The organism is Amycolatopsis oliviviridis (assembly GCF_014654365.1).
GTDB classification, from domain to species: domain Bacteria; phylum Actinomycetota; class Actinomycetes; order Mycobacteriales; family Pseudonocardiaceae; genus Amycolatopsis; species Amycolatopsis oliviviridis.
In genome coordinates this window covers 262,041-280,495 of sequence record NZ_BNAY01000003.1, presented here as the reverse complement: position 1 = coordinate 280,495, position 18,455 = coordinate 262,041, and the positions used below count along the sequence as shown (strand labels likewise).

General features: G+C 68.6%; 19 protein-coding genes. 10 read left to right on the top strand and 9 right to left on the bottom strand.

Annotated elements, in window-relative coordinates:
• Positions 1–24: 24 nt before the first annotated feature.
• Both IE302_RS14380 and IE302_RS14375 read right to left on the bottom strand, forming a co-directional pair.
• Positions 25–456, bottom strand: coding sequence for a DoxX family protein (locus IE302_RS14380; protein WP_191255031.1), 432 nt, complete (start codon positions 454–456; stop codon positions 25–27).
• A gap of 195 nt (positions 457–651) precedes the next feature.
• Positions 652–1,098: a DoxX family protein gene (locus IE302_RS14375; RefSeq protein ID WP_191255030.1), complete on the bottom strand. Its 447-nt coding sequence runs from the start codon at positions 1,096–1,098 to the stop codon at positions 652–654.
• Between the two features lie 141 nt (positions 1,099–1,239).
• Between IE302_RS14375 and IE302_RS14370 the strand changes: the two genes are divergently transcribed.
• Positions 1,240–1,707, top strand: a complete 468-nt coding sequence (locus IE302_RS14370) for an NUDIX hydrolase (RefSeq protein WP_191255029.1) — start codon at positions 1,240–1,242, stop codon at positions 1,705–1,707.
• 380 nt (positions 1,708–2,087) lie between these two features.
• On the opposite strand, the gene IE302_RS14365 is transcribed toward IE302_RS14370, so the two are convergent.
• Complete coding sequence (locus IE302_RS14365; protein ID WP_191255028.1) at positions 2,088–2,732, bottom strand: HAD family hydrolase; 645 nt, start codon at positions 2,730–2,732, stop codon at positions 2,088–2,090.
• A gap of 148 nt (positions 2,733–2,880) precedes the next feature.
• Between IE302_RS14365 and IE302_RS14360 the strand changes: the two genes are divergently transcribed.
• The 3 genes from IE302_RS14360 to IE302_RS14350 all read left to right on the top strand — a co-directional run bounded on the left by IE302_RS14360 (position 2,881) and on the right by IE302_RS14350 (position 6,770).
• Entirely contained in the window at positions 2,881–4,470 is a 1,590-nt protein-coding gene (locus IE302_RS14360; protein ID WP_229907764.1) for a discoidin domain-containing protein, read from the top strand.
• Positions 4,471–4,545: 75 nt separating this feature from the next.
• Positions 4,546–5,790, top strand: a complete 1,245-nt coding sequence (locus IE302_RS14355) for an MFS transporter (protein WP_191255027.1) — start codon at positions 4,546–4,548, stop codon at positions 5,788–5,790.
• Entirely contained in the window at positions 5,787–6,770 is a 984-nt protein-coding gene (locus IE302_RS14350) for a PD40 domain-containing protein (protein ID WP_191255026.1), read from the top strand. Before IE302_RS14355 ends, IE302_RS14350 begins: the two co-directional genes overlap by 4 nt.
• A gap of 311 nt (positions 6,771–7,081) precedes the next feature.
• Here IE302_RS14350 and IE302_RS14345 read toward each other — a convergent pair whose 3' ends face one another.
• From IE302_RS14345 to IE302_RS14330, 4 genes are all read right to left on the bottom strand, one after another.
• On the bottom strand, positions 7,082–7,618 hold the full coding sequence (locus tag IE302_RS14345; RefSeq protein WP_191255025.1) for an O-acetyl-ADP-ribose deacetylase: 537 nt from the start codon (positions 7,616–7,618) through the stop codon (positions 7,082–7,084).
• Between the two features lie 13 nt (positions 7,619–7,631).
• Entirely contained in the window at positions 7,632–8,429 is a 798-nt protein-coding gene (locus tag IE302_RS14340; protein ID WP_191255024.1) for an alpha/beta fold hydrolase, read from the bottom strand.
• A 23-nt stretch (positions 8,430–8,452) separates the two neighbouring features.
• Complete coding sequence (locus IE302_RS14335) at positions 8,453–9,124, bottom strand: DUF998 domain-containing protein (protein ID WP_191255023.1); 672 nt, start codon at positions 9,122–9,124, stop codon at positions 8,453–8,455.
• A gap of 124 nt (positions 9,125–9,248) precedes the next feature.
• Positions 9,249–10,382, bottom strand: a complete 1,134-nt coding sequence (locus IE302_RS14330) for a metallophosphoesterase (protein ID WP_191255022.1) — start codon at positions 10,380–10,382, stop codon at positions 9,249–9,251.
• 136 nt (positions 10,383–10,518) lie between these two features.
• Here IE302_RS14330 and IE302_RS14325 point away from each other — a divergent pair, with 136 nt between their 5' ends.
• Positions 10,519–11,373 carry a hypothetical protein gene (locus tag IE302_RS14325; RefSeq protein WP_191255021.1) on the top strand — a complete coding sequence of 285 codons (855 nt, stop codon included), beginning with the start codon at positions 10,519–10,521 and terminating at the stop codon, positions 11,371–11,373.
• Between the two features lie 71 nt (positions 11,374–11,444).
• Here IE302_RS14325 and IE302_RS14320 read toward each other — a convergent pair whose 3' ends face one another.
• Complete coding sequence (locus IE302_RS14320) at positions 11,445–13,706, bottom strand: ATP-binding cassette domain-containing protein (RefSeq protein WP_191255020.1); 2,262 nt, start codon at positions 13,704–13,706, stop codon at positions 11,445–11,447.
• A gap of 78 nt (positions 13,707–13,784) precedes the next feature.
• On the opposite strand from IE302_RS14320, the gene IE302_RS14315 reads away from it, so the two are divergent.
• The 5 genes from IE302_RS14315 to IE302_RS14295 all read left to right on the top strand — a co-directional run bounded on the left by IE302_RS14315 (position 13,785) and on the right by IE302_RS14295 (position 17,812).
• Entirely contained in the window at positions 13,785–14,567 is a 783-nt protein-coding gene (locus IE302_RS14315; protein ID WP_191255019.1) for a TetR/AcrR family transcriptional regulator, read from the top strand.
• 10 nt (positions 14,568–14,577) lie between these two features.
• Positions 14,578–15,009, top strand: a complete 432-nt coding sequence (locus tag IE302_RS14310; protein WP_191255018.1) for a nitroreductase family deazaflavin-dependent oxidoreductase — start codon at positions 14,578–14,580, stop codon at positions 15,007–15,009.
• A 107-nt stretch (positions 15,010–15,116) separates the two neighbouring features.
• Positions 15,117–15,590, top strand: coding sequence for a pyridoxamine 5'-phosphate oxidase family protein (locus IE302_RS14305; protein ID WP_191255017.1), 474 nt, complete (start codon positions 15,117–15,119; stop codon positions 15,588–15,590).
• A gap of 30 nt (positions 15,591–15,620) precedes the next feature.
• Positions 15,621–17,168 (top strand): sensor histidine kinase, encoded by a 1,548-nt coding sequence (locus tag IE302_RS14300; RefSeq protein WP_191255016.1) that lies wholly within the window; start codon positions 15,621–15,623, stop codon positions 17,166–17,168.
• Entirely contained in the window at positions 17,165–17,812 is a 648-nt protein-coding gene (locus tag IE302_RS14295; RefSeq protein WP_191255015.1) for a response regulator, read from the top strand. The genes IE302_RS14300 and IE302_RS14295 overlap by 4 nt, the downstream gene beginning before the upstream one ends.
• On the opposite strand, the gene IE302_RS14290 is transcribed toward IE302_RS14295, so the two are convergent.
• Positions 17,809–18,408 carry a sigma-70 family RNA polymerase sigma factor gene (locus tag IE302_RS14290; protein ID WP_191255014.1) on the bottom strand — a complete coding sequence of 200 codons (600 nt, stop codon included), beginning with the start codon at positions 18,406–18,408 and terminating at the stop codon, positions 17,809–17,811. The genes IE302_RS14295 and IE302_RS14290 overlap by 4 nt on opposite strands.
• Between the last annotated feature and the right edge of the window lie 47 nt (positions 18,409–18,455).

Below are 18,455 nucleotides of genomic sequence, written 5' to 3'. Positions count from 1 at the left end.
CATAGCATCGGTGGGGCTGAGGGCTCAGGCTCCGCGACGGCGGCGGCGGAGCACTGTGTCGAGCGCGTAGGTGCCCGGACCGACCACCGCGAACAGCAGGAAGATCCAGGAGTACAGAGCGGCTGTCTCACCCTTGTTCTGCAACGGCAGCAGCGCGTCGGGCTGGTGGACGACGAAGTACGCGTACGCCATCGTGCCCGAAAGCAGGACCGCGACCGGGCGGGTGAACAGGCCCGCCAGGAGCAGCAGCGATCCGACCACTTCGATCACCCCGGCGTACCAGCTCGGCCAGGTGCCGACGGGGACGGCGGCCTTGTCGAAGAGGCCCATCTTCTGCAGACCGTGACAGAGGAACAGGAACGAGACCACTACACGGACCGCGGAGAGGGCCAGTCCCTGCCACTTCGGTGAAGTCGGGCCGACCTCGGTGGTCGTGGCGGTGGCTGTCTGGGTCATGACGCATCCTTCCGGCTCAAGGTGGTCTAAACCATTGATGTGCTAGAGGATGCCGGATACCCCCATCTGTAGGGAACTTTCTTTCGGGGGGTAATTCCATGGTATGGCCGAATTTATTGACAGCGAATCGACAGGTACGCAATAAAGGCCCCCTTTCCTGGAATCATTCCAGGAAAGGGGGCCTCGTGATTTCGATCAGCGGCGGCGGCGCAGCGTGTCGAGCGCGAAGGTGCCCGGGCCGATCGCGGCGATCAGCAGGAAGATCCAGCAGTAGAGGGTCGACAGCTCGCCCATGTTCTGCAGCGGCAGCAGGCCTTCCGGCGCGTGGACGGTGAAGTAGGCGTAGGCCATGACGCCGGAGAGGAGCACCGCGACGGGGCGGGTGAACAGGCCCACCAGGACCAGTGCGGCGCCGACGACCTCGATCACGCTGCCGTACCAGCCGGGCCAGGAGCCGAGTTCGACGGCACCGCCCGCGCCGTCGACACCGCCGAAGAATCCGAATCCCTGCAAGCCGTGGCAGAGGAAGAGGAACGAGACGACGATCCGGACGGCCGACTGGATCGCGCCCTGGGCCTTGGCGGCGCGCGGGGTGGTGGTCTCGGTGGCGGTGGTCTTGGCGGGGGTGATGGTCTGCGTCATGGTTCCGGTCCTTCCGGGAAGTTCTGTCTGGTTGCTTCTGCCCATGCGTCGGACGGGCTCGACGGCAATCGACATACGAGCGGAAACTTTTTTCGCGGGCCGGTCACATCACCCGTTCGGAGCAGCGTCAGACTGGACGCCATGGCGGGTAAGACGAGTGCCGGGATCCTGCTCTTCCGCAGGTCGGGCGAGGTGACCGAGGTGCTGCTCGGGCATATGGGCGGGCCGTTCTGGGCGAAGAAGGACGCGGGCGGCTGGTCGGTGCCCAAGGGCGAGTACGAGCCGGACGAGACGCCGGAGGCCGCGGCGCGGCGAGAGTTCCAGGAGGAGCTCGGGTTGCCGGCGCCGGAGGGCGAGTACCTCCCGCTCGGCGAGGTGAAGCAGTCCGGCGGCAAGGTCGTGACGGTCTGGGCGGTGGAGGGGGACCTCGATCCGGCTCAGGTCGTCCCGGGCACCTTCGAGATGGAGTGGCCGCCGCGATCGGGGCGGACGCAGGAGTTCCCCGAGGTCGACAGGGCCGCTTGGTTCGGGCTCGCCGAAGCGGAGGAGAAGCTACTCAAAGGGCAGCGCCCGTTCTTGGTCCGACTGGGTGAGCTGCTCAACGGCTGAGTAATTCGCGCCGGTGATGCTTCGGTCCAGTGGTCGTGAGTGGTGAGGCCGGTCTAACGGCACTCGTGTCTACTCGCCTGCCGGCGCGACCTTGATCAACGGAGGATTGGGGACGTTGAGTGTCCCGGATCTTCCGTCGATCAAGGTCCGAGGTCGGGCAAACCCTCGCGTCGATCCCCGCACATGCTCATCCGCTACCCCCGCGCAGGGCACGAGTAGGTAGGCGAATACCCGTTCGCTCTAACGCGACTTACCACTCACGACCGGCCCGACAGGCTCGGTCGCGGCGCTTGCTTGCCTGCGGTACATGAAGGCCTCCTTCCTTGCGCCTAGCGCAAGGAAGGGGGCCTTCATGTACTTCTGCGGGGTGTTCTGGGCCTTCACGGACCGAGTAATTCGCCCAGCGGTTTGTCGGCCAGCGAACCCAGGACGAGGTCGGCGTGGTCGAAGTTCAGCACCGCGGTGATCGGGTTCGGCACCGCGACACATTTCAGCCCGGCGGCCTTCGCCGCGGTGACGCCGTGCGGTGAGTCCTCGAACGCGATCGCCTCGGCCGCGGGGAGGTCCAGCGCGGCGAGCGCGGCCAGGTAGAGGTCCGGGCTCGGCTTCGCCTGGTGGAGGTCGCCGGTCAGGACGGCCTCGAACGCGTCCGCGAGGCCCAGCCGGTTCAGATGCGTGGTGACCCAGTCGCCGGTCGAACTGGACGCGATGGCCAGCCGCAGGCCCTGCTCCCTCGCGTCGTCGAGGTACTCCTGGACGCCGGGGCGCGGTCCCTCGGATTCCAGCAGCTCGGTGACCCGGGCGCGGACGCCGGTGCGGACCGCGATCCTGTCGAGGTTCTCGTCGTCCTTCTCCAGCAGCTCGAACATCGCGATCGCGGTGTTCTGCGTGCCGATCACGGTGTGCCAGACGTCGAGGGGGAGTTCGCCGCCGCGTTCGCGGAAAGTCTCTTGCCAGGCCACGAGGACGGCCGCCTCCGTGTCGACCAGCGTTCCGTCGAAGTCGAAGATCAAGGCGCCGGTCATGGGACGAGTCTACGTCTTGACTCACTGAGTGGTACGGATTACGGTACGCATTCGTTAGGAAAGTTACCAAACGAACAAGTGTACTCAAAGTGAACGCCGCGCACCCGTCCCTCTCAACCCGCCGCCACGGATTCCCGGGGAGATCGATGTGAAGGCCCGAACCCGACTACTGCCACTAGGCGCGGCCGCGATCCTGTTGCCGACGCTGCTCAGCGGCAACGCGCAAGCCGCTGATGTCCTTCTGTCCCAAGGTAAACCCGTCATCGTCTCCTCGGTGGAGTCGTCCTCCTACGCCGGCGCGCTCGCCGTCGACGGGAAGACCACCACCCGCTGGGCGAGTGCCGAAGGCGTGGACCCGCAGTTCATCCGCGTCGATTTGGGCGGCCCGTCCGCCATCAACCGGGTCAAGCTGAACTGGGAGGCCGCGTACGCCACCGCGTACAAACTGGAAGTCTCCAACGACGGCTCGGCGTGGACCTCGATCAAGTCCGTCACCAACGGCAACGGCGGGACCGACGACCTCACCGGCCTGTCCGGCAAGGGCCGTTACCTGCGGCTCGTCGGGACCAAGCGTGCCACCAGTTACGGCTACTCCCTTTGGGAGATGCAGGTTTACGGGACGTCGGACTCCTCCGGCGACACGCAGGCGCCCACCGCGCCCACGAACCTCAAGGCCGGTTCGGTCACCGCGTCCACGGTGGACCTGACGTGGACCGCGTCGACGGACAACGTCGGCGTCACCGGATACGAGGTGCTGCGGAACGGTCAGGCCGTCGGCACCACGGAAAGCGCTTCCTTCACCGACACCGGGCTGACCGCGGCGACCGCGTACACCTACAGCGTCCGGGCGAAGGACGCCGCGGGCAACACCTCGGCCGCCAGCGGCGCTATCCAGGTGACCACGCAGGCGGGCGGCGGTTCGTCGTTCGTCCTCGCGGCCTCCGGTGACATCGCGGAACAGTGCACCGCGTCCTCGTCGTCGTGCATTCACCCGAAGACCGCCAACCTGGTCGGGCAGATGAACCCGGCCGCGGTGATCACCATGGGCGACAACCAGTACGACGACGCCCACATCGAGGACTTCACGAGCTACTTCGACAAGACCTGGGGCAAGTACAAGAACATCATGCACCCGGTCCCCGGCAACCACGAGACCTACGACCACACCCCGCTGGGCGCCTACAAGAAGTACTTCGGCAAGATCGCGACGCCGAACGGGAAGACCTACTACAGCTGGGAAATGGGCAACTGGCACTTCGTCGCCATCGACAGCACGGAGTTCTCGCCCGGTCTCGCCGCGAACGCGGTCAGCGACGAGCAGCTGAACTGGATCAAGCAGGATCTGAAGAACAACACCAAACCCTGCGTCGCCGCGTACTACCACCACCCGCGCTACACCTCGGGTGACCACGGCGACAACGACAAGATGGCCACGCTCTGGGAGACCATGGTCCAGAACAAGGTCGACCTGGTGCTCAACGGACACGACCACCACTACGAGCGGTTCTACCCGCAGAACGCCGACGGCGACAAGGATCCGGCGGGCCCCGTGCAGATCATCGGCGGTGGCGGCGGAGCGAGCCTGTACCCGGTCAAGACCGAGCACCCGGCGACGGCGAAGGCGATCTCGACCTACGGCGTGCTCAAGCTGAACATGTCGGACAACGCCTTCTCGACCCAGCTGATCGGTCTCGACGGCAAGACGATCGACTCCTCTCCCACCTACACCTGCCACTGATCCTCGCGATCAGGTGCCGGGTCGCGGCCGTGTGCACCGCGACCCGGCACCTCCTCACGGCGCAGGAGGTCTCCCGTGTACATCGCAACCACCAGGGGAGCGGACGCCGCGGCGGATGTCCCGAAGAGCGGCGTGAAACGCGCCGTCACCGGGAACGTCGTCGCGCTCGGCCTGGTCAGCCTCGTCACCGACATCTCGTCGGAGATGGTGACCGCCGTCCTCCCGCTCTACCTCGTCCTCGGTCTCGGCCTCAGCCCGCTGCAGTTCGGCGTGCTCGACGGCCTCTACTCCGGTGTCACCGCCGTCGTCCGGCTCCTCGGCGGGCATCTCGCGGACCGGTGGCAGCGGCTCAAAGCCGTCGCCTGCTTCGGTTACGGGCTCTCGGCGCTGGGCAAGATCGGCCTGATGCTGGCGGGTTCGTCCACCGTGGCGATCGGCGCCGTCCTGGCGGCCGACCGCACCGGCAAGGGCGTCCGGACCGCGCCGCGGGACGCGCTGATCACCTTGAGCAGCGAGCCCGAGCACCTCGGCCGCGCGTTCGGCGTCCATCGCGCGATGGACACCTTCGGCGCCTTCCTGGGCCCGCTGGTCGCGATGGCGGTGCTGTGGCTCAGCCTGGGCAGCTACGACTCGGTCTTCTTCACGAGCTTCTGCGTCGCCGCCATCGGCGTGATCATCCTGCTGGTGCTGGTCAAGGACCATCAGCCGGCGCCGAGGGCCGACCGGCCGAAGGTCTCCTTGCGGGAGACCGCCGGCCTGATCCGCCAGGCACCGTTCCGCCGGATCTGCGTCTGGGCGGCGCTGCTGGGCCTGGTCACCCTCAGCGACTCGTTCCTCTACCTCGTGCTTCAGCGCCGCTGGGAACTCGGCGCGGTCTTCTTTCCCTTGCTGCCGCTGGGAACCGCGGGCGTGTACCTGCTGCTCGCCGTGCCGTTCGGCAGGCTTTCGGACCGGATCGGCCGCTGGAAGGTGTTCCTCGGCGGGCACGTCGCGCTGGTCGTCGCGCTGCTGGCGCTGCTCGGCCCGGTGGACGGCGGCATCCTCGCGGTGCTGGCGCTGGTGCTGCACGGTGTCTTCTACGCCGCCACCGACGGTGTCCTGATGGCCGCCGCCGGGCCGCTGCTGCCCGAGCACCAGCGGGCGAGCGGCCTGGCGCTGGTGCAGACCGGGCAGGCGACGACGCGGATGCTCGCGTCCGTCCTTTTCGGACTCGCTTGGACCACCTGGGATCTGCACGCGGCCGTCCTGGTCGCCGCGGGCGCGCTGGCCGTCGTGGTCGCCGCGGCCGCCGTCCTCCGTCCTTTGCGGACTTACGCATGAGGGCGCGGATCCTGGGCGTGGTGGCGGCGGTCGTCGTCCTGATCGCGGCGGCCATCGGCTACGGCCTCTACTCGCGGGACCGCGGGCCGGAGGTCAACTCCGTCGCCGTCGTGACCGGGCAGCCGGTTTCGGTGCAGGCGAAGGGACAGCTGCTGTTCCGCAACACCGCGGAAGGCCCCGACTTCGGGCATCTGGCCACCGTCCCGGCCGACCGGCCCGGCGAGACCCGGAAAGTGGCGGGGCTGAGCTGCGACCGGTTCGCCGCTTCGGCGGGGACCGCGCTGTGCCTGGCCGCGCAGCCGGGGGTGCTGCCGCCGATGACCGACGTCATCGTGCTGGACAAGGACCTCACCGAGATCCGCCGGATCGAACTGCCCGGCACACCCAGCCGCGGCCGCGTCTCGCCGGACGGCAAACTCGCCTACTGGACGCTGTTCGTCAACGGGGATTCCTACGCGGAGACGGGGTTTTCGACCAGGGCCGGCATCTTCAACCTGACGACCGGGAAACTGACGAAGAGCATCGAGGAGATGACGCTCCTGCTCGACGGCAAGCCGTACTACTCGTCCGACGTGAACTACTGGGGAATCACCTTCGCCGCCGACGGCAAGAAGTTCTACGCCACCGTGGGGACGAAGGGGAAGACCTACCTCGTCGAGGCGGATTACGAGAAGCTCGTCGCGAGGATGATCCGCGAGAACGTCGAATGCCCGTCGCTCTCGCCGGACGGGAAGCGGATCGCCTTCAAGAAGCGGGTTTCCGCCGATCTCGCGGCGCCTTGGCGGCTGGCGGTCCTCGATCTGGCGTCGGGTCGGGAGACCTTGCTGGCCGAGACGCGGAGCGTGGACGACCAGGCCGCCTGGCTCGACGACCGGACCGTGGCCTACGGGCTGGAGTCGGGGATCTGGGCGGTGCCCGCCGACGGGAGCGGGGCGGCCCGGGAGCTGGTGCAGCGAGGGAGTTCGCCTGCGGGTGTGTAGCGGGTCGAGGTGGTACCGGCGCCCTCGCTCGTTTGAAGTACATGAAGGCCCCCTTCCTTGCGATAGGCGCAAGGAAGGGGGCCTTCATGTACTTGGGTCGCTGTCACTCGCGCATACAACACCCTCGGACGGCGTGCCCCATTCCGACGCAAGGACCCGAGGTGAAGGGGACTTTTCGCGCGCGCGATGAGGCGAAAGTCCCCTCCACGCCGCTGATCGCCGACGAACACTGGTCCGTGAAGGGGGCCTTCATGGACTTTGGCACCCGACAAGACACCTTTGCCTTACCCCTCAATAACCCGAATCGCCACTCACGACCCACTCAGCCCCAGGGCGTCCGCCTGTTCCCGGAAGACGTCGTAGGCCTCGGTCCCGAACAGCACGAACCGCACCAGCTCCACCGAACACGATCCGGTCGAAAGCGTGCTCAGCACGGTTTCGAGGGCGATCTCCGCCGCGGAATCGATCGGCCACCGGTAGATCCCGGTCGAGATCGCGGGGAACGCCACCGTATGCGCGCCGAGGTCGGCGGCCACGTGCAGCGAGTTGCGGTGGCACGCGGCCAGCAGCGCGGACCGGTCTTCGGAATCGGACCACACCGGCCCGACGGTGTGCACCACCCAGCGCGCCGGGAGGCGGCCCGCCGTGGTGGCGACCGCCTCTCCGGTCTTCAGTCCCTTGCCGTAGTGCCCCGCGCGCAGCGCCCGGCATTCGGTGAGGATCTCCGGTCCGCCGCGGCGGTGGATCGCGCCGTCCACCCCGCCGCCGCCGAGCAGGGACGAGTTCGCGGCGTTGACCACGACGTCGACCCGCTGTTCGGTGATGTCGCCTTCGACCAGTTCGATCATCGTGACCGCTCCGTCAGCCGTTGAAGTATTCGATCAGTACCGGGGCCACCGCCTTCGGCTTGAGCATATGCGTCTGGCCCTCGATCGTCCGGTGCTCGGCGCCGGGGACCGCCCCCGCCAGCGCGGCGACCCCGTTGCGGATCCAGGCGGGGCTCTTGCCGCCGTCCATGACCAGGGTCGGCACGGAGACGCTCGCCCAGTAGCCCTCGGGCAACGGGGTGCCGTCTTGCAGGCCGTCGAACAGCGCGGCGTCGTAGCGGAGGGTCGGCGCGACCTTCTTCAGCTTCGGCCAGGCGGGCATGAGCTGCATCATGAGCACGACCGGCGCCGGGACGCGGACGCCGTCGCGCATGAAGATCTTGATCGCGGCGCCGGGTTTGCCGGTGGCGATGGCGTTCTCCAGCCGCTCGGTGTAGTCGGCCGGGACCGGCGGACGGGTGTCGTCGACGACCAGCGGGAATTCGTAGACCGCCAGTTTCGTGATCGGCAGCCCGGCTTTCGCGGCTTCGAGGGCGAGTGCGGCACCGGACGAGATCCCGTAGACGTGGGCGGTCCCACCGGCTTCCTTGATCAGCGCCGCGATGTCCTCGACTTCGCGGGCGACGGAGAACGGCTCGGTGTCGCCGCTTTCGCCGCGGCCGCGGCGGTCGTAGGTGTAGACGGTGAAGTGCGGAGCCAGTTCGGCGGCCAGCGGCTTGGCCGGGCCGAACTCGCGGTGGCACATCGCGCCGTCGACCAGGATGACGGCGGGGCCGGAGCCGGTGCGGGTGTAGGCGATGGAGGTGCCGTCTTGCGAGGTCACGGTGCTCATGGCGGGAATTCTCCTAGGGTTGTCTAGCGGGATTCGCGGGCTGTGCGGAGGACGACGGCGGTGACCCAGCCCCAGGCCAGCATCACGGTGGCCCAGAAGGCGAGCATCACGACGGCGTTCGCGTTGCCGGAGCTGATCCCGGCGAAGGAAGCGAAGAACGCGATGCCGGTGGCGCGGGAGCAGACGGCCCAGCCGCGGTGACCCTCACGCGAGAAGCGGCTCGCGAACACGAAGGTCGCGATGATCAGCGAGAGGAAACCGACCGAGCCGGCGGCCATGTGCAGGATCCCGGCGGTGCTGACGGTGGCCGGGCCGGTGCCGACGGGGCTGGTATCGACAGGGAAACCGTTGCCCGGGTCGGCCTTGAAGACCGCGGCGAAGAGCAGGCTGACGCCGAAGACGCCCAGCAGCCGCGGTCCCCACGTGCTGCCTCTGCCCGGCTCGAGCGTCCGGCTCAAGCCGATCGCGCCCGCGATCATCAGAACGCCGGTGACCAGGAAGTTCGTCACCTGGATCCAGCCGGCGTCGCCGTTGCTCAGCATGCTCGCCGGGTGCTTCGCGGGGTCGAAACCGTCGCGGACGGCGGCCTGAGTGAGCGAGATCAGGAAGTACAGCGGGCCCGAGACCGCGCCGGCGGCGAGCAGGGCGCGAGCCGGGACGGCGGAGGTGGTGGTTCGAGTAGCGGCGATGGTCATTGTCTCGGCCTTCCGGAGCGGGGTTCGTTGGGCACTACCTTCGCTCCGAACGCTCCAGTTGTCAAGACAAAAAAAATTGTCGGTTAGGCATGTCGCGACACCCGGAGGCGTCGCGATCAGTCGACTACTTGCCGTTTCGCAAGGTCAGGAGGGTGATCTCGCTCGGCGCGAAGACGCGCAGCGGCGGTCCCCAGAAGCCGGTGCCGCGGCTCGTGTAGAGCTGCGTGCGCTCGCCGTGGCGCGAAAGCCCGGCCAGAACGGGCTGGTCGAGCCGGACCAAGAGGTGGAACGGCCAGATCTGGCCGCCGTGGGTGTGCCCGGAGATCTGGAGGTCGATGCCGGCCTCGGCGGCCTGCTTGACCTGCTTCGGCTGGTGGGCGAGCAGGACGACCGGGGTGCTCGCGGCGACGCCGTCGAGCGCGGCGGGCAGGTCGGGGCCGTGACCGGGCAGGCCGGAGGCGGCGCCGGTCGGGTCGTCGATCCCGGCGAAGACGAGGGTGTCCCCGCCCTGCGAGACCGGCAGATGCCGGTTGTGCAACGGCTCCCAGCCGAGGTCGCGCATGTGATCGAGCCAGGCCTGCGCCTCGCCGAAATACTCGTGGTTGCCGGTGATGTAGAACTTGCCGAGCTTCGCGCGGACCTTGCCCAGCGGCGCGACCTGCTGCGCGCGTTTGGCGACGGAGCCGTCGGCGAGGTCGCCCGCGTGGGCCACGACGTCGGCGCCGAGTTCGTTCACCACCTCGACGACCTTCTCCGACCACTTGGTCCGGTTCAGCGGGCCGAAGTGGGTGTCGGTGATGATCGCGAAGCGGAGACCGTCGAGTCCGGCGCCGAGGCGGGGGATCACGACGTCGAGTTCCTTGAGCCGCGGCACGCGCCGGGCTTCGGCCATCCCGTACGCCGCCAGCGCCGCGAAGGACACCAGGACGACGCCGGACACGATCCCCGCCGCACTGTCCACTCCGGACACCGAGAGCACGAGCCGCAGCACGTTCCCGAGTACCGACAACGAGAACAGCAGCCAGATCAGCCCGAGGGAGAGGTCGCCGATCTTCGCCGCGACGTCACGCTGCCACGGGCCGTGGCCGAGGACCATGCACGCGGGCACGGCGACCACCGCGGCGGCGAACACGATCGTGCCGAGGACTTCGAGCGCGGCCGGGAGTTCGGGGGCGCCGACGATCGTCCACCACGGCACTCCGAACAGGAGGGCGAGAACGGCGATCAAGGCGGCGACGCGGACAAGGATGCGAGGCATGATGACGGCAGACTAACAGACCGTCGGTCTCTACCGCGGTCTTCGCTGAGGGGCTCTCAGCTACGTAGGCGGGCGTACGCGAGGTGTCGCTTCACGGCCGACGCTTTTCCCGGCGTCCCGGAAGACACTCGTCGGCATGATTCGGACGATCGAACGCGTCGCCTACGTGACCGGGGCGATCCTGTTCCTCAGCGGTCTCGTGCACTTGGTCGTGCTGCTCGTGTCGGGCGGTTCGTGGACCGGGCCGCTGTCGATGCGGAAGGCGGTCACCTTCGGCCTTTCGTTCGGGCTGACGCTGGCGACCGTCGCTTGGGCGACGTCGTACGTCGCGGTGCGGCCGCGGGTGCGCACCGTGCTGCTCGGCGTTTTCACCGGGGCGAGTGTCGTCGAGACGGTGCTGGTGAGCATGCAGGCCTGGCGCGGGGTGCCGTCACACTTCAACTTCGAGACCGGTTTCGACAACGTGGTGTCGACGACGCTCGCGGCGGGCGGTGGCGTCCTCATCCTGACGGCGGTCTCGTTCACCGCGGCGGCGATGCGCGGTGAGGGGGAGACGACGGCGAGCATGCGGCTGGCGGTGCGGTTCGGTTTCGTGGCGCTGCTGGTGGCGCTGGGCGCGGGCGCGGCGATGATCGCGAGCGGCGTCGTCGAGGCGCGGGGCGGGAACCCGCAGGCCGCGTACACCACGGCCGGCGCGCTGAAGCCGCTGCACGCGGTGGCGATGCACGCGATCCTCATCGTGCCGGGCCTCGCCTGGCTGCTGCGGCTCGCGGACTGGACGGAACGGCGGCGCGTGCGGCTGGTGTGGGTGGCGATCGGGGCTTACGCCGTGCTGACCGCGGTGGTGGGGGTCGAGTCGGTGACCGGGGTTTCGCCGCTGGCGGCGTCGCCGGTCGAGATGGTGACCTCGGGGCTGGCTCTGGTGGTGCTGGGGCTGGTCGGGATCGGTGCTGGTCGAGAAGCGCTCCGTACCCGCTCCCGGATGTCATGAAAGGGCCGTTCAGGACATCTTTTGTCCTGAACGGCCCTTTCATGACACTCGCGGGGGGAGGGAGGGAAGCGCTAGCGGCCCACGTAAGCGCGAAGGTGCTGTGCAGTGAGCGTGTCACCGGAGGCGACCAGGTCGGCCGGACTCCCGGTGAAGACCACCTGGCCCCCGTCCGAACCGGCGCCCGGTCCCAGGTCGACGATCCAGTCCGCGTGCGCCATCACCGCCTGGTGATGCTCGATGACCACCACCGTGTTGCCGTCGTCGACCAGCCGGTCCAGCAGCCCCAGCAGCTGGTCGACGTCGGCGAGGTGCAGCCCGGTGGTCGGTTCGTCGAGGACGTAGGTCGCCGACTTCTCCGCCATCCGGATGGCCAGTTTGATCCGCTGCCGTTCCCCGCCGGACAGCGTCGTGAGCGGCTGTCCGAGCCCGAGATAGCCGAGGCCGACGTCGGAGAGCCGGTCCAGGATCGTCCGTGCCTGGCCCGAGGGGAAGAACTCCCGCGCCTCCGCGACAGGCATCGCGAGGACCTCGCTGATGTTCTTGCCCCGCAACCGATAGGTCAGGACCTCGACGGTGAACCGCTTGCCGTCGCACTCCTCGCAGACCGTCGCCACCCCGGCCATCATCGCGAGGTCGGTGTAGATCAGCCCGATGCCCTTGCACTTCGGGCACGCGCCCTCGGAGTTCGCGCTGAACAGGGCCGCCTTGACGCCGTTGGCCTTGGCGAAGGCGGTGCGGATCGGGTCGAGCAGGCCGGTGTAGGTCGCCGGGTTGCTCCGCCGCGAGCCGCGGATGGCCGACTGGTCGAGCACCACGACGTCGTCCCTTGTGGACAGTGAGCCGTGGATGAGCGAGCTCTTGCCCGAACCGGCGACCCCGGTGACCACGGTCAGCACGCCCAGCGGGATGTCGACGTCGACACCGCGCAGGTTGTGCCGGGTCGCGTTCCGGATCTCGATCCGCCCGGTCGGTACGCGGACGTCGGCGCGCAGCCGCGCCCGGTGGTCGAGGTGCCGTCCGGTCAGCGTGCCGGACGCGCGCAGGCCGTCGACATCGCCGGTGAAACAGATCTGCCCGCCGTGCGGCCCGGCGCCCGGTCCGAGGTCGACGACGTGGTCGGCGATCTCGATGGTCTCCGGTTTGTGCTCGACGACGAGCACCGTGTTCCCCTTGTCCTTCAACAGGAGCAGCAGGCCGTTCATGCGCTGGATGTCGTGCGGGTGCAGCCCGACGGTCGGCTCGTCGAAGACGTAGGTGACGTCGGTGAGGCTGGAACCCAGGTGCCGCACCATCTTCACGCGCTGCGCCTCACCACCCGAAAGCGTCCCGGACTCGCGGTCGAGGCTCAGGTAGCCGAGGCCGATCTCCACGAGCGAGTCGAGCGTGCCGCGCAAGGTCTGGATCAGCGGGCCGACCGACGGGTCGTCGAGTTTGCGGACGACGTCGGCCAGGTCGCTGATCTGCATCGACGAGCAGTCGGCGATGTTCAGTCCGTCGATCTTCGACGACAGTGCCGCCTCGTTGAGCCGGGCGCCGTCGCACGCCGGGCACTTCCGGAAGGTGATCGCCCGGTCCACGAAGGCCCGGATGTGCGGCTGTGTGGCTTCCTTGTCCTTCGACAGGAACAGCCGCTGGACCTTGACCAGCAGGCCCTCGTAGTTCGTGTTGATCCCGGCGAGCTTGATCTTGGTGGCGGGCTTGTGCATGAAGTCTTCCCACTGCTGTGGGGTGTAGTCCTTCAGCTTGACCGCGGGATCGACGAAGCCGGACTCCGCCAGCCCCTTCCAGTACCAGCTCCCCGGCGCGAAGTTCGGGACGGTGATCGCCCCTTCGTCCAGTGACAGCTCCTTGTCGACGAGCTGGTCCATGTCGATGGTCGAGACCTTCCCCAGCCCCTCGCATTCGGGGCACATCCCCTCGGGAAGGTTGAAGCTGAACGCTCCCGACGTCCCGACGTGCGGTTGTCCCAGCCTGCTGAAGACGATCCGCAACATCGTGTGCGCGTCGGTCGCGGTGCCGACCGTGGAGCGGGAGTTGGCCCCCATCCGCTCCTGGTCGACGACGATCGCGGCGCTCAGGTTCCGCAGCGTGTCCACGTCCGGCCGTCCGACCGGGGCCATGAAGGACTGGATGAACGCGGTGTAGGTCTCGTTGATCAGCCGCTGCGACTCGGCGGCGATGGTGCCGAACACCAAGGACGACTTCCCCGAGCCCGAGACACCGGTGAAGACGGTGAGGCGGCGCTTGGGGATGTCGACCGAGACGTCGGCGAGGTTGTTCTCTCTGGCTCCGCGCACCTGGATCATGTCGTGGCTGTCGGCGGCCGAAGGCATGGCTCTCCCCTGGTTGGAACTCTTTAGCCTGTAAAGTGAGGGTAGCAGAGGTTACTTTATGCTGTAAGGAGTTGGCAAGTGGTCGTCTACGCGGCTCAAGGGGACCCTCGGCGGTCGATGGCGCTGCTGTGGCGGACGGAGTCGCCGGACGTCGAACGCCCTGGTCCCAAGCAGGGGCTCTCGGTGGAGCTGATCGTCGACACCGCCATCGCCATCGCGGACGCCGAGGGCATGGCGGGCCTGTCGATGCGCGCCGTCGGGGACACCCTCGGCCGCACGGCCATGGCGCTCTACACCTATGTCCCGAGCAAGAGCGAGCTGCTCGATCTCATGTACGACAAGGCGCTCGCCGAGCTGTGCGTCTCCCATGACGGGGACGGCTGGCGAGCCGACGCCACGCGCTGGGCCGAGGATCTCTGGGACTTCTATCTGCGGCACCCCTGGGTCCTGCAGATCTCGCAGGCGCGGCCGGTGCTGGGGCCGAACGAGTACGTCGTACTGGAGGCGCTGGTGAAGATCCTGCGCCGGACCGGATTGGGCCCGGTGATGCTGCGACGGCTGGTCAGCGCGCTGTACTCGTGCGTGCGCGAGCCCGCGAGGACGGCTTCGGAGGCACGGCAGGCGGAGAAGGCGACGGGGCAGTCCGACGACGAGTGGTGGCTCGCGCGGTCGGCGCGTCTACAGGAGGTCTCGCCGGACTTCGCCGAACGTTTCCCGACGCTGACCTGGATGGAGGGCGAGCACGCGTTCCGGATGGAGGACGAGACGGTGTCCTACCTGGAGCAGGAGGCGAGGGAGGCCTTCGAGCTCTCGCTGGCCGTTCTCCTGGACGGAATCGAAGTCTCGATGAAAGCGGAGTAGCCTTCTCCGCATGCCCAGTGATTTCGCCTTGAAGACCATGAACGCCGTCCACCGCGTCATCCAGAAGGTCAGCGGCGGCCGCGCCGGCTGGCAGGTCGCCGGGATGACCGTCCTGGAACTGACCACCATCGGCCGCAAATCCGGCCAGCCGCGCACCGTGCTGCTGACCTCGCCGCTGCGCGAGGGCGACGCGTACGTCATCGTCGCCTCCCGGGGCGGGGACGACCAGCACCCGGCGTGGTTGCTCAACCTCCGCGACAACCCCGAGGTCGAGGTCACCCTGAAGGGCGAGACCGCGAAGCCGATGGTCGCGAGCGTCGCCGACGCCGATCTGCGTGCCCGCCTCTGGCCGAAGATCACCGCGGATTACAAGAACTACGCGCAGTACCAGACCAAGACCGAGCGGGAGATTCCCGTGGTCCTGCTCTCGCCCAAGGGGTAGCCCGGGATCCCCCGCACGAGGCGGGTCCATTGGCCCTACCGGTGAGTCGGTAGGCCGAGGGACCGTGGATCTCGACGCAGTGGACTACGAGAACGCGGGGATGCCGAATGTCCGACTCCTTGGGTCTCGAGATGCTCGACCGTGAGCAGTGCCTGGCACTGCTCGCGGGCGCCGGGCTCGGCCGGGTGGTGTTCACCTCCCGTGCCCTGCCGGCGATCCAGCCCGCCCGGTTCGCGCTCCACCATGGCGCGATCGTGGTGCGGACGCCCTCACAGAGCGCGTTGTTCGCCGGGATACTCGACAGTGTGGTGGCGTTCGCGGTCGACGAGTTCGCCAAGGACCTGAAGAGTGGTTGGTTCGTCACCGTCGTCGGCAGGGCCTCCGAGGTGCGTGATCCGCTGGTGACCGCCGAGCTCGAAACCCTGCCTCTGGGCTGCTGGACCGGCCGGGCGGACTCCCGGTACCTCCGGATCCCCATCGAGTCGGTAACCGGACGAAGGATCCTCGGCGTGTGCAGTAACGAAGCACTGTCCGTGATCGACGCACCAGATGAGCGATCCGGGCGCGTTTGTCACTCCTGACCCCACTGCCCGGAGCGGTGACCCGGGACGGTGACGGCGGTGCGGCGGGTGAGTGCGGCGAGTGACGCCAAGGCGCCCAGAATTCTGGACGCGGTGGCCGGGATCGCCCACGATCTCAGCCTCTCCGACGTGCTGCGGCGGATGGTGGAATCCGCCTGCGAGCTGACCGGCGCCCCGTTCGGTGCGCTGAGCGTGCTCGATTCGGACGAGTTCATCCGCTTCGGCGACGCCTGGCAACGGCCGCCGTCGGAGGACGAGTCCCGGGTCATGCCGATCCGCCTGCGCGGCCGCATCTTCGGGATGCTGTACCTCGCCCGGAAACCGGGCGGCGAGGAGTTCACCGAAGCCGAGGACGATCTGCTCATCGCGCTCACCGCCGCGGCCGGTGTGGTGATCGAGAACGCGGCCCTGTTCGACCAGGTGCAGCGGCGCGAGCGCTGGCTCGAAGCGTCCTACCACGTCACCGGCGCGCTCCTGACCGACCAGGATCTGACCGCGACCCTGCACCTCATCGCCGAACGCGCCCGCGTCGTCGCCGGCGGCACCGCGGGGGCGGTGGCCCTGCCCAGCGGTGACGGGCGGCTGGTCTTCGAGATCGTCGAGCCGCCGGGGCCGGACGCCGACAGGCTCGCCGGGGTCGCCGTGCCCACCGAGGGCACCGCGACCGGGATGGCGTTCACCACCGGGAAACCCGTCGTGGTCCGGGACTACGGCGAGAAGGTGCTCGAATACCAGGGCGACAACGCCTCCGCGATGCCCGCGGCGATCAAGGACCTGGACTCCACGATCGCCGTCCCCTTGCTCGTCGGCGAGGAGAAACTCGGCGTCCTGCTGGTGGCGAAGTTCCGCGACAAGACGCCGTTCTCCGCCTACGACGTCCAGCTCGCCGAGACCTTCGCCGCGCACGCCGCGCTCGCGGTCGAATTCGCCCGCGCGCAACAGGACAGGCAGCGGCTCGCCGTCTTCGAGGACCGCGACCGGATCGCCCGCGATCTGCACGATCTGGTGATCCAGCGGCTGTTCGCGATCGGGCTCGGCCTGGAGGGGCTCAGCAGGCTGGCGAGCGAACCCGCCGTCGCCGACCGCGTGACCGGCTTCGCGCACGAGATCGACCGCACCATCCGCGAGATCCGCAACAGCATCTTCTCGCTGCAGGAACCGGCGGAGGCGCAGGGCAGCCTCCGGTCGGAGCTGCTGCGCGTCGCGCTGGACGCGGGCTGCGCCTCGGAACCCCGGGTCGGGTTCGACGGGCCGCTCGACTCGACGGTGCCGGACACGGTGCGGTCCGATCTCATCGCGACCCTGCGTGAAGCACTGTCCAATGTGGTCAGGCACGCGGAGGCGACGACGGTGTCGGTCGACGTCTCGGTCGACCGCGACGGGCGGTGGCTGAAACTTTCGGTGGTGGACGACGGGGTCGGCATGCCCGCCGAACCCGGCCATCGCAGCGGGGTCGCGAACCTCGCCGAACGCGCGGCCCGCTGGAACGGGTCGTTCGGCGTCGAAGCGAGGCCGGAAGGCGGGACGAGGCTCGACTGGTCGGTGGAGTTGCCGGCCCGACAGGGGAGTGTGGGATGACGATTTCGGTGTTCCTGCTGGACGATCACGAACTCGTCCGCACCGGGCTGAAGACGGTCTTCGAGGCCGAGGACGATCTCACCGTGGTCGGCGAGGCGTCCACGGCCGCCGAGGCCTTCGTGCGGATCCCCGCGGTCAAACCCCAGGTCGCGGTGCTCGACGTCCGGCTGCCGGACGGTGAGGGGGTCAGCGTCTGCCGGGAGATCCGGGCGTCCATCGACCCGCCGCCCGCCTGCCTGATGCTGACGTCCTACTCCGACGACGACGCGCTGTTCGGCGCGATCATGGCGGGTGCGGCCGGGTACATGCTCAAGCAGGTCTCCGGTGGTGCGCTGGTCAAGGCCGTCCGCACGGTCGCCGCCGGGGGATCGCTGCTGGACAGCACGCTGACGGCGTCGGTGATGAACCGGCTGCGCGGCGAGAGCGACCTCCCGGACCCGCGGTACGAACAGCTGAGCCCGCAGGAGCGGCGGGTGCTCGACCACATCGCCGACGGGCTGACCAACCGCCAGATCGCGGAAAAGCTGTACCTGGCGGAGAAGACGGTCAAGAACTACGTGTCGTCCCTGCTGCACAAGCTCGGGTTCGAACGCCGCACCGCCGCCGCCGTCTACGCCACGCAACGCCGCAAGCCCTCTTCCTAGAAGAACGTGAACCCGCCCGCGTAGCCGGGATCCTCGCGCAGTACCCGGCGTAGTTCGTTGAGCGCGCGGTGCTGGGTGACGCGGACCGCGCCCGCGCTCGCCATGCCCAGCGCGTTCGCGGTCTCCTCGGCACTGAACCCGTGGATCACGCGGAGCACCAGCACGTCGCGCTGTTTCACCGAAAGGACCTCGAACAGCCGGGACAGCCGCCGGCTGCGATCGGCCCTCTCGACCTCTTCGAACGTCGGGTTCCACGGCCCGTCCTGCTCGGGCTCCGGATCGGGCACCGGCGCGGACGGGTCGCGGGCGAGGTTCCGGCGGATGTCGGCGACCTTGTGCGACGCGATCCCGAAGACGTACGGCAGGAAGCTGTCGTCCTGGTAGCTGTAGCGCGGCAAGGCCACCAGGACGGCCATGAGGACCTCCTGCGCGCAGTCCTCGGCGTTGGAGATGCCGCGCGTCGTCCCGCCCAGCCTGCCCGCGCAGTACCGGATCACGATGGGCCGGAGCAGGGTCAGCAGGCCCCCGACGGCCCGCCGGTCACCCTGGATCGCCGCGCGGATCAATTCGCCGTCCGGTTCTCCCGGACGGGGCACGCGCGAGGCACTCTTTCCCGCCGAGTGCGCATCGGCGCTGTACGTAG